11 protein-coding genes are annotated in these 9,103 nt (G+C 43.8%); 8 read left to right on the top strand and 3 right to left on the bottom strand.

The annotated features are described in order from the left end of the window. Positions 1–593 (bottom strand): PAS domain-containing protein (locus tag BLT15_RS12425; RefSeq protein WP_143423095.1); only part of this gene is annotated, 593 nt, incomplete at its 3' end. A 248-nt stretch (positions 594–841) separates the two neighbouring features. Here BLT15_RS12425 and BLT15_RS12430 point away from each other — a divergent pair. The 7 genes from BLT15_RS12430 to BLT15_RS12460 all read left to right on the top strand — a co-directional run bounded on the left by BLT15_RS12430 (position 842) and on the right by BLT15_RS12460 (position 5,156). After that, positions 842–1,138: a PAS domain-containing protein gene (locus BLT15_RS12430; RefSeq protein ID WP_089762302.1), complete on the top strand. Its 297-nt coding sequence runs from the start codon at positions 842–844 to the stop codon at positions 1,136–1,138. Between the two features lie 74 nt (positions 1,139–1,212). Further along, on the top strand, positions 1,213–1,410 hold the full coding sequence (locus BLT15_RS12435) for a hypothetical protein (protein ID WP_089762304.1): 198 nt from the start codon (positions 1,213–1,215) through the stop codon (positions 1,408–1,410). Then, positions 1,395–1,571 carry a hypothetical protein gene (locus tag BLT15_RS13845; protein WP_427854231.1) on the top strand — a complete coding sequence of 59 codons (177 nt, stop codon included), beginning with the start codon at positions 1,395–1,397 and terminating at the stop codon, positions 1,569–1,571. Before BLT15_RS12435 ends, BLT15_RS13845 begins: the two co-directional genes overlap by 16 nt. Positions 1,572–1,887: 316 nt before the next feature. Continuing rightward, complete coding sequence (locus BLT15_RS13695; protein WP_089762307.1) at positions 1,888–2,355, top strand: extracellular solute-binding protein; 468 nt, start codon at positions 1,888–1,890, stop codon at positions 2,353–2,355. After that, complete coding sequence (locus BLT15_RS12450) at positions 2,285–3,214, top strand: extracellular solute-binding protein (RefSeq protein WP_159429957.1); 930 nt, start codon at positions 2,285–2,287, stop codon at positions 3,212–3,214. Before BLT15_RS13695 ends, BLT15_RS12450 begins: the two co-directional genes overlap by 71 nt. 168 nt (positions 3,215–3,382) lie before the next feature. Continuing rightward, a complete protein-coding gene (locus BLT15_RS12455; RefSeq protein ID WP_089762311.1) occupies positions 3,383–4,258 on the top strand; it encodes a carbohydrate ABC transporter permease in 876 nt (291 codons plus the stop codon). A gap of 25 nt (positions 4,259–4,283) precedes the next feature. Continuing rightward, on the top strand, positions 4,284–5,156 hold the full coding sequence (locus BLT15_RS12460) for a carbohydrate ABC transporter permease (protein WP_089762314.1): 873 nt from the start codon (positions 4,284–4,286) through the stop codon (positions 5,154–5,156). A gap of 85 nt (positions 5,157–5,241) precedes the next feature. Here the strand turns inward: BLT15_RS12460 and BLT15_RS13700 are convergent, their stop codons facing one another. After that, entirely contained in the window at positions 5,242–5,367 is a 126-nt protein-coding gene (locus BLT15_RS13700; RefSeq protein WP_268762270.1) for a hypothetical protein, read from the bottom strand. 63 nt (positions 5,368–5,430) lie between these two features. Next, a complete protein-coding gene (locus BLT15_RS12465) occupies positions 5,431–7,527 on the bottom strand; it encodes a methyl-accepting chemotaxis protein (protein WP_234985625.1) in 2,097 nt (698 codons plus the stop codon). 585 nt (positions 7,528–8,112) lie between these two features. On the opposite strand from BLT15_RS12465, the gene BLT15_RS12470 reads away from it, so the two are divergent. Beyond that, positions 8,113–9,039, top strand: a complete 927-nt coding sequence (locus BLT15_RS12470; RefSeq protein WP_143423096.1) for a hypothetical protein — start codon at positions 8,113–8,115, stop codon at positions 9,037–9,039. Positions 9,040–9,103: the final 64 nt, after the last annotated feature.

The raw sequence follows: 9,103 nt of genomic DNA on the forward strand, positions 1-9,103 counted from the left end.
CCCAGTAGTTTATAGCATTTTTGACCTTTTATATCTTCCGGGGGCATATCTAATTGCTCATATCCCGCTTTATTATAGCGCATTATTGTATGGTCGGGTTTTTGTATGCCTATAATATCAGGTATGTTATTTAAAACTCCCTCTAAAAGCCTGTTTTTTTCTTTTATCTCCTCTTTCATCTTTCTCGTCTCGGTTATATCTTCATGCATCACTACAGCTTTATTTTCTGCAAATACTTTTGCCTTCAGCTTAAACCAGTAATCTTTTTCATGCGAATGACAGGGATATTCTAAAGTGAAGTTATCCCTCTCTCCCGCCAGCACTGCCTCTATACCCTCAGCTGCTTTCCTTGCTGTTTCAGCATCTTCTCCTTTAACATCTTTCATCGTCTTTAAGTAATCTTCTTCCAGGCCATAATTATCCCAGGTCATATCATTGGATTGAGCAAATTCTATCCAGGCTTTATTTACAAATATAATTTTACCTTTTTCATTTAATACTGCTGCATTTTCATCCATAGTATCAATAAAAGATAAAAATTCTTTGCTTATCTCATAATCATCAGAGAGGAGTTGTTTGGAATTTATCTTCATATCGTCACCTCTTTTACAGATTGGATTAACTCCAATAATTAAAAAAATATTAATAAAAATAAACCTGTTAAAGATAGAAAAAATTTCTTCTTTGCTTTTGCTAATTATATCATAAACTTAAATCAATTTATAACCCCTATTTATCTTCTAAACACTTTATAATTTCTTTGACAATTTTCTCATTTAATAATATAATATATTATATCAAAAACAATTATCAATTTGATTTATTTTGGGAAAACAAAAAGATGAAAAATTTTGAGAATATAGTTTTGAATAATTTGGGTGAAATAATAATATATATGTCTCCGGATTTCAGGATTGAATGGTGCAATCAAAAAGCTTTGGAGTATTTTGGCTCGAGCATGGATGAATTAAAAGGGAAATACTGTTATGAAAAGTGGGGTTTAAATGATTATTGTGATACCTGTCCTGTTCAACAGGTCAAAAATAACAGGGAAATAGCAAGCTCTGTAATTGAAAAACCCGACGGCAGCTACTGGAAAATGAAAGGTATTCCTGATATAACTGAAGAAAATGAATGATCTGATTACCAAACCTATCGATGTCGAGAGTATGTTGAAGAAAATTAAAATTTGTATAACAGGGGGAGAATTGCATGTCCAAAAGTGAACAGGAATATATTGATATAGAGGAAAGCATCTGCCAGCTCATGGGCAGAAAAACTTTGCTGGCCAAAACCGCAAAAATATACGAGAAAGATTATCAATCACAGCTGGATCAGCTGCAGAGATTTATTGAACAAAAAATTCCCGGCAGATTAGAAATGCTGCTCATAAAATTAAAGGCACTTTAAGCAATTTTGCTGCTGAAAAAGCCTATAATCTAGCCCAAAAAATAGAAACCAAAGCGAAAAAGGGTGATCTGGAAAATCTGTGGGAGGATTATGAACAGCTTGAACTGGCAATGAAGAATATAGCTGAAAGTTTAAACGAATTCAGAACAGAAATAAAATAATTACACCGCCAATCATGGCCAGGCCCCGGCCTTTTTCCTGCCTCTACCCACAAAAAGAAACTCAGAGCTCAAAAGCAGATAGATGATTTTCACTACCCTTTCTTAAATTCATAAATACAGTTTCAACATCAGGAGTAGCTCTTTCAGCTTTTGTTTCTAAATCTTCAATATCTTTAATTCACTCCATTAACTGATAGATAGGAGCTCAATGATTGCAAAACCACACAGGAGATAGCTTTTGAATATATAATAATAATATTAGGAGTATAGTATATTATAACCAGATTTTTTAAAATTACAAACAGGAGGTATTTTAATGAAAATTAAGCTTCTGGGAATCATGCTGATTCTGGCCTTCGCACTGGTTTTTAGCCCGGCTAATGTGGAAGCTCTGCCGGAGGATATGCCGGAAAAACCGGACCAGCTCGAAATTATCGGACTCGATATCGATGTCGAGCAGTTCGGAGAGGGCGTGGAAAATTTCGAGGAAGAATACGGCATCGAGGTAAACTGGATGGAATATCCTTACGGCGATCTCCGGGATCAGATCACCACCAGCATCCACGGAGGGACTGAATTTGATCTCTACATGATGAGCAATTCCTGGCATCCCGAGCTGGGCCAGCTGGGCATGGCTGTTCCCCTGGGAGATGTAGCTTCTCAGGAGACCCTCGATGAGATAAATGAAAGATATTTCGAAACCACCGTCGATTTTGTCAGCTCTCACGGCGAACAGTGGGCTCTTTCTTCCCGGCACTGCTTCCACCATCACCTTTTTCTATAATGAAACCATGCTCAACGAATTGGGCTATGATGAGGCGCCTGATACCTGGGATGAGATGCTCGATATTTCCCACGAGGCCATAGATGAAGGCCTGGCCGAGTACGGATTTTTCCCCGGATATCTCGCCGGACATGAAGACGGCATGGTTCAGTTCGATCTTATGCTGAAGCTGCACGACGGCCAGTGGATGAACGAAGATAAAACCGAGTGGACTTTTAACGATGAGGCCGGCGTGGAAGCTCTGACCCAGATGAAAGAACATCTGGATGAAGGTCTTATTCCCGAGGCTTCCCTGGAGCAGAGCGACTGGGATAACATGCATCTTTTCCTCTCGGGCGAAACACCTTTCGAGATCAACTGGAATTTTGTCCATCAAATGGCTATAGATCCCGAGCAGTCGGAAATTATCGATGATTTTTCCGTGGGACATGTGCCCGGTATAGAAGGCAAAGAAAGAGATACCTACACTGTTTTGGGCGGCGGCGGCTATGCTATCTCCCCCACCACCCGTTCAGAAGAGTGGTCTTTTAAACTTCTGGACTATATGCACAGAACTGATGGCGCCGTAGGTGTAATGGAAGAACAGGGCGGCGCTGAAGCCACCATGATCGACACCTACGAAAATCCTGAAGAATACGGTTTTTCGCCGGATGAATACGAAATGATAGACGTCTTCCGGCAGCAGCTCGAATACGGCGGAGTTCGCCCCAGCGATTATCTCACCTGGTATTCCGAATTCAGAGATAATATCTTTACTCCCGCCATGCACAGAGCTTTGCTGGGAGAACAGGAAATCGAAGAGGCCTTAGATCAGGCCCAGGAGGAAGCTCAGCAGATGCTGGAGGCAGAAGGTCTGTAAAGAACAAAAAAAGTCTATAGGTGCAGGAATATCTGTTAATCAATATGTCTATCTATAAATATATCTACAAACAGACGGGATAATCCATATACCTCCTGTCCCCTGTCTTGAGGGAGGGCAGGAGGTTTTCTGCTTTTAATTTTTCGATGCTCAAAGGAGGGATCGTGTTTGCTGAAAAAAGAGATCGGTGAAGGAAAGCTGGGCATTCTCATGTCCACTCCCGCCATGCTTTTGATAATTTTAACTGCTGTCATACCCATAGCCTATGCTTTTTATCTCAGCACCCAGGATATTCACGGCATCATGAATCACGGTTTTGTGGGGCTGGAAAATTACCAGCATATAATCGAATCAGGCCGACTGCAGTCAGCTTTGATAGCTACTTTGCTTTTTGGGGGCGGAGTTATCGTCTTTCAGATGATAGCTGCCATGATCATCGCTCTGGCCTTAAATGTCAAATTTATCGGGCGCAATGTGGTCCGCTCTTTGATCTTGATCCCCTGGGCTATTCCTACCGCCCTGGTGGGAGTGATGTGGAGCCGCTTTCTGGCGGGTACCGACGGCTATTTCAATGCCACTTTGCGGCTTTTGGGACTTTTGGACGGAGAGATGAACTGGTTTTTAGATAGAGGCCTGGCCATCATGATGGTGGTGCTCGTCGATTCCTGGAAGTTTACCTCCATCTTTGTGATGATCTTTCTGGCGGGTCTTCAGGCCATACCCACCAACTTTTATGAAGCAGCTTTGGTGGATGGAGCCAGCCGGCTGCAGAGATTTATCCATCTGACTCTGCCTTTGATGAAACCGGTAATACTGGTGGCTTTAATCATGCGCACCATCTTCGTCTTTCATGCTTTTGATCTCATATATATTCTTACCGGCGGCGGACCGGGAGATGCCACCCGCGTGCTCGCCTATTATACCTATCAGGAAAGCTTTACCTTTTTGCGCCACGGCCGCGGAGCCTCAGTGGCTTTCATACTCTTTTTGCTGACGGGAATTGTAACTCTAATCTATATCAAAGTGCTCGGCGCCAACGAGTAAATGTTCTGCAGCGAGGTGATATAAATTGAATGAATTATCGGGCTGGTTGAAAGTTCTGCACAGACTGGTGGTATCCTTTGTGGTCATAGGCATCCTGCTTCCTTTTTACTGGATATTCGTCATGAGCGTAACTCCCCAGCGCTATATCGCCGGCCGGGCTATACCGGCTATGATTCCGCGGGAGGTTTCCTTTGAAGCCTTTGCTCAGATTTTGGGCTGGGCCGAGGTCGAATCCTCCCAGGCGCAGCGGGCTGCTATGATGTTTCAGCGCTCGATGTTTAACAGCGTCGTGGTAGCAGCAGCCTCCACCGTGCTGGCTCTTATCTTTGGAATCCTGGCTGCCTATGCTCTCTCCCGCCTGGATTTTCCCGGCAAGAATGCTTCCTATATCATGATACTGGGAAGCCGACTTCTGGCCCAGATAACGCTGGCAGTCCCCATGTTCACAGTCTTCGAGATGCTGGGAATTCTGGATACCTATCTGCCGCTTATCATCATGAACACCTCTTTTTGTATGGCCTGGGTTACCCTGATCATGGATAATTATTTCGACATGATAGACAGCGAAATGGAGGATGCAGCCAGGGTTGATGGCTGCACGAGATTCGGCGCCTTCTGGCGGGTGCTTTTACCCATGGCCCGTCCGGGTATTATCTCGGTGATGCTCATATCCTTTCTTTTCGCCTGGGGTGAATTTCTTTATGCCCTGCTTTTTACGTCCTCTATGGCCGCCCGAACCATGCCGGTGGTGCTCTCCATGTTTTTAGGACAGTTCGCCATCGAATATCGTCTGCTGGCAGCAGGTCTGGTGCTGGGCGTTTTGCCTCCGGTGCTCATCGCTTTGCTGTTCCAGCGCTTTATCGTCCAGGGGCTTACCCAGGGGGGTCTTAAAGGATAAAAAGAATAAGATTTCAGAGAATAAAAATGATGCTATTTTAAACCCGGGAGGTCGGATCCTCCCGCAATTTTTTTTATAACCGCCTTTATCTGTTTTTCAAATCGAATTCTCCTACAAGCTGATTTAACTGTCTGGCCATATTTTCTAATTCGTCGGAGGAGGCAGAAACTTCTTCGGTGTTAGCAACATTACCTTCGATCATCTCGACCATATTCCCCTATCTGTTCCGATCTCTTTCACTGCCAGAAGATAATCTATCTGGACGAACTGGCCATCACAGGTTAAACCGTTCAGTCCTTTCTGCCAGAGTTTCAGCCAGCTGCGAGAGATTTTCTGCTGCTTCTGCTATCTCCTGGGTGGTAGCACTCTGTTCCTGACTGGAAGCGGCTACCTCTTCGGCATTGCTGGAAAGTTCCTCACTGACAGCCGCCACTTCAGTTACGGCAGCACTAACCTGGCTGCTGTTGGCCGCCATATTATCAGCGCTTTTTACCACTTCTTCTATAAGTTCGTTCAGTCTTTCAACTGCCTTTTCAATCTCCTGGAAGACATTTTCAGTGGATTCGATGGCGGAAACACTTCTGTCCACGACTTTATCGGATTCTTCCATTCTGTCGATGATACTATCAACTTTGGACTGAATTTCGGCTATCAGTTCTGCGATATCTTCAGTTGCCCGGGAGGATTCTTCCGCCAGCTGTCTTATCTCATCTGCCACCACACTAAATCCCTGGCCCGCCTCTCCTGCTCTGGCTGCTTCTATAGCCGCATTTAAGGCCAGGAGGTTGGTCTGTTCGGAAATATTGTTGATCATCTCTACAATCTCATCAATTTCCCGGGAAAGGTCACCCAGCTCATCTACATTTTCTGACACATCCTCCTGGACAGAGGTGACCCGGTTTATCTGCTCGGTTGAGGCTTTAACTGATTTGTTGCCTTTTTCTACCTCTTTACTTACCTGGCTGGCTCTTTCTTCCATAGATTCTGCTTTATCACTGACATTTTGAATCTGCTGGCTCAAACCCTGAATCCTGCTCTCGGTTTCATCTATCTGAGCAGTCTGTTCCTCCGAGCCGGAAGCGACCTCTTCTGTAGCAGTGCTTATCTCCTGGGCAGATGCTGACATCTCCTCACTGCTAGCAGAAAGATGCTGACTTTGAGAGGTGAGATCCTGTGAAACTTCGGTGACACCTGATATAGTTTCCTGCAGCTCTGTCTTCATAGCATTCAAAGCCCGGGCCAGAACTCCGCGCTCATCTTTCTGGCGGATCTCAATATTTTCCACGGACAGCTCTCCCTCTGCAATTTTATCGGCAAATCCCACCGCCTCGAGCAGAGGATTGACAATTCTCTGTGAGAATATATAGGCGGCAAAAATCACTATAATCACAATTATTCCCGCAGCCCAGAGGGTGGAGCTAAACAAATTATCCACAGCAGCCAGGGCTTCATCCTGCTGCAGGGTGGTGATAAGTGCCCAGTCCAAATCCATGATATCCATGTGCTGATAGGAAGTTAAAACTTCTTCTCCCCTATAGTTTTCTGCCAGCATCTCACCGCTTTCGCCGGCAAGCGCTGAATCCAAAGCTTCCATCTCTATTTCCCGGGTCAGAATTGTATCCTCCTCAGCTTCCCGGGCATCAGTAATCATCAAACCCTCGGAGTTGACCAAAAACGCCTCACCTGTTTCTCCCAGGCCATCTGCCTGCAGCATTATCTGGTTTATTGCGGCAATGGGAATCTCAAAGACTAAAACTCCCAGCAGCTCATCAGTAGCATCATCTAATATCGGGGTTCCCGCAAAAAAAGTGGGATCTCCGTGTAGATCGTAAATCTCCAGATCTGTGAGATTGGTCTCCTCCCTTCCGCGTTGATAGGCCTGAGCCAGTCCGGTATCGGCCAATTCTCCCTCCTCTAAATTGGCTGCTAAATCTTCTCGCTCACCAGGAGAAAAGACAACATTACCTTCGGTATCTATCAGAAAAACCTCTCTAAGGTTTCGGTGCTCAGTCACTTCTTCCAGCTCATGGCCGTATTGATCCTCGACAATACCATAGCGAACACTATCCAGACCATCTTCAAAGCCATCAGCAAATTCTACTACTCCCTCCTCGATCAGGGGCATATCAGCCACTGCGATTAAGTCCTCAATGGTAGTGTCAAGATACTGCTCCACCAGCTGAGCCCGGGAATTTCTCACCCCGCGCAAATTCTCAAAAGCTGTTTCTTCCAGCCCCTGGCTGCCCTGATAAAAACCCAGAAAAGCCATTATTCCTGCTGGCAGCAGACTTAAGAGGAGAAACATAATCAAAAGTTTAATAGAAAGACTCAAACCTTCAGTCTCCACCCCATCATCTCTGTTAAAAAACATGTTACAACTCCTTTCCTGATATAAGTTATAGGCTCCTGTTTTTTTAATTTTAAGCTTAAATCGGTTATCATCCTGAAGTTCACTACCGGCCTCTATTTTCTGATCATCTATGAGTTTGATTAGGTTGAGTTTGATTAGGTTGTTATCGGTAAGATCAAACAATTGCATTAAGATTTCTGGTGTGATGAGAATCCTGACGAAAAAATTGAGCCCGCCATATCATCCGAATGGAGGACTTTAAACTTAGATTCATCTATATTATTAAATATCCCTCTTTAAAAGATGCCAGGCCAGCCTTTATCCAGATGATCTTGCTTTGGTTTCAGGGTTTTTGGGAGATTTGATCCGGCTAAAGTTGGATAATTTACTTTGAGTTTCGAAGGTTCTTTTGGACTTTTTTCAATGCGATCGTTAAATATTTTAAAGAGACAGGAACTTTTTCCTGCCAATGCTCAGAAAAAAATTCAAATTCTTATAATCAAATTTTGATGAAATTTATGTTTGAGTGTGTTATTCTTAATTTAATCAGGAAAGAAGAGAAAAACATTTTAAAAAATGTAATATAATGAAAGGGAGCTGATTATTTTGAAAAGTAGGTATATAGCAGCGGGAATATTGATTATGGTGATGGTGATCTCTCTGGCGGCTTCTGTCAGTGCTGAGGCGACCCGGGTTGCTGTTATAGGTTTTGAGTCGGAGGATTCAGACTGGACTGATGATGAAGATAGAGAAATAGAGCTTCTGGAAGAAATCGCGTGGCAGTTTAATGATAAACTGGCGGAAACGGATGATTATGCTGTGTTAAACAGGGATAAAATGCTGGATGTTTTGGAAGAGACCAGATTTTCTCAAGGCAAAAGGCCTTCTCATTCTATAATTAATCAACTGAGAAATCAAATTGATGCCGACTTATTTGCCTATGGCACTTTAAAAGAGATAAATGTAAAAGAAGTAGATCGTTTCAAACTGGGGCCGGTCAAACTTTCTGAAGTTACAGTCACAGTCGATCTGGGACTGGAGATGATAGGCGCCGGATCGGGCCGTGTGGAAAATAGTTATACCGGCAGCGGAGAAGTGGATGAATCCGGAGTGGAATTTGATGACGATGATCAAATCTACACTCTGTCCGATGATATTTTGGAGAGAGCCGTAGAAAAAGCTGTCGATAATTTGATTGAAAATATGGGGGAAGAAAGCCCGCCCGCCGCTCCAGCGGAAAAAACTGTTGAAGCTGAGGTGACTGCCATCATCGGAGACAGACTGGTGGTAAATAAAGGAGAAGAGGATGGTTTAGAAGTGGGGCAATCAGGAAAAATAGTTCGCTTTGAGAATGACTCCCGGAAGGATATTGGTGAAATAGAGGTCACCGAGGTGGATAGAGAGAGTGCTTTTCTGGAAACAATTTATCTAAACCGGGAGCCTGAGAGTGGGGATAAAGCAATTATAACTTTTGAGGAGAACGTGAGAGATGAGCGTTCTTTTAGGAGACCGTTGAAAAACCTCGTTCTTTGAAAATAAAATATGCGATAATTTCTCGAAAAAATGTTTGAGGCGAAAAAATAAAACACAAGCAGCA

It is taken from the genome of Halarsenatibacter silvermanii (genome assembly GCF_900103135.1).
Classification (GTDB): Bacteria; Bacillota; Halanaerobiia; order Halanaerobiales; family Halarsenatibacteraceae; genus Halarsenatibacter; species Halarsenatibacter silvermanii.